The following is a 1,937-nucleotide window of genomic DNA, read 5'->3' on the forward strand; positions in this document are numbered from 1 at the left end:
TGGGTGCGCCACGAGCGCGGAAGGGAGTTCGATGTAGGTAGGGCTTCTTGATGTGGTGCTGTGCAGGTGATGAAGGTGTGGCCCTTCGGTGTCGCCCTGCGGGGGGAGATACCAAACCGCCTCATGCTGCGTTGGCTGAAGACCGTCGTGGTGAGCGATGAGGAAAAGGCGCACGTCGTGATGCGTCAGGTGGGGACCGGGAAGACGAGCGAGAGCGAACCGCTGAGGAAGCGTCGAAACCTCTTTGGTGGCATCGAAACCGGGGAAACATTTATCTCCGGGATGAGCCTGGCGGGAACCCGTTTACTGGCCAGGTGGTGTCCGGCGTGCAGGCGGCGTGAGCCTGGTCTGCGGCTCCTGCATGGAACGTGGGAAGGCGGGTGCCGACACTGTCCACCCTGCTGTGGTGGGGTGGCGAGAGGGAGCGCGCCAGACGGAGGAAACCGGAGGCGTTGAGTACCGTTGCGGCGCTCGCTGGCGGACCGGCTCGTAGTAGTGGTGAAGCCCTGGTAATCGGGGTGGAGCGAAGGGGCCGGCTCATTGATGGTTTGTTCGCACGAGCAACCGGGCCGCAGGGTCTGGGAGGAGACGGGTGAGCAGGTCAGGTCCGGAGGACAAGCCGTTTGCGATACCGAAGCAACTGGTGTGGGAGGCGTACAGACGGGTCAAGGCCAACAAGGGTGCCGCCGGGGTGGACAAGCAGTCCATTGAGGACTTCGAGACCGATCTGAGGAATAACCTCTTCAAGATCTGGAATCGGATGTCGTCGGGGAGCTACTTTCCGCCTCCGGTGCTGGCGGTGGAGATCCCCAAGGGGGGAGGCACGAGGACGCTCGGTGTGCCCACGGTGGCCGATCGGGTGGCGCAAACGGTGGCGGCGATGGCGTTGGAAGCCCGGACGGAGTCGATCTTTCATCCCGATTCCTATGGGTATCGGCCACGCCGTAGTGCGCTGGATGCGGTGGCCACGTGCCGCCGGCGGTGCTGGAAGAAGAACTGGGTCATCGATCTGGATGTGCAGAAGTTCTTCGACAGCGTGCCGTGGGACCTCATGGTCAAGGCGGTCGAGGCCAACGTGACCACCGAGCAGCGTTGGGTGGTGCTGTATGTGAAGCGGTGGCTTGCCGCGCCGCTTCGGCTATCCGATGGCACCCTGGTCGAGCGGGATCGGGGGACTCCGCAGGGGTCAGCGATCTCGCCGGTGTTGGCTAACTTGTTCATGCACTACGCGTTTGATCTTTGGCTGGCCCGGGAGTTCCCGGCGGTGGAGTTCGAACGCTATGCCGATGACGCGGTGGTGCACTGCGTGACCGAGCGGCAGGCCCGAGAGGTGCTGGCCGCACTCGTGGAGAGGATGGATGGTGTCGGGCTGCGTTTGCATCCTGACAAGACCAAGATCGTGTACTGCAAGGACGATGGACGGCACGGCTCGTATGAGCACACCTCGTTTACGTTCCTGGGGTATGCGTTCCGCCCTCGGTCGGTCCGGAGCAAGGATGGGCGCAAGCGTGTCTCGTTCTCGCCCGCGGTCAGTCCGGTGGCGCTCAAGGCGATGGGTCAGGTGGTGCGTCGCTGGCGGATGCAGATGTGGGTGAACACCGAACTGGACGAGATCGCCAGGCAGATCAATCCGATCGTGGCGGGCTGGATGAACTACTACGGCCGGTTCCATCGGTCGCAGCTGAATCCTCTCCTCAAACGCATCAACACCTACTTGATGCGGTGGGCAGGGCAGAAGTACAAGCGGTTGCGCTCCTATAAACGGTTCAAGCGATGGTGGTTCGGGGTCGTCGATCGAGATCCCGAGCTATTCGCTCACTGGCGATGGGTGCGCACGTTCGCCGGATTGCGATGAGAAGAGCGGAGTGACGGGAGACTGTCACGCTCCGTTCCGTGGGAGCCCGGGGGTGCGATTCCCCCGGGCCACCCGACGAGGA

The 1,937-nt window shown here is 63.2% G+C and carries 1 protein-coding gene; it reads left to right on the forward strand.

Annotated elements, in window-relative coordinates; all coding sequences use genetic code 11:
- The first annotated feature begins 592 nt into the window (after positions 1 to 592).
- Positions 593 to 1,855, forward strand: a complete 1,263-nt coding sequence (gene ltrA / locus E1288_RS46255) for a group II intron reverse transcriptase/maturase (protein ID WP_132495679.1) — start codon at positions 593 to 595, stop codon at positions 1,853 to 1,855.
- The last annotated feature ends 82 nt before the right edge of the window (positions 1,856 to 1,937 follow it).

Origin of the sequence: Saccharopolyspora elongata (assembly GCF_004348985.1) — a bacterium.
Lineage (GTDB): Bacteria > Actinomycetota > Actinomycetes > Mycobacteriales > Pseudonocardiaceae > Saccharopolyspora > Saccharopolyspora elongata.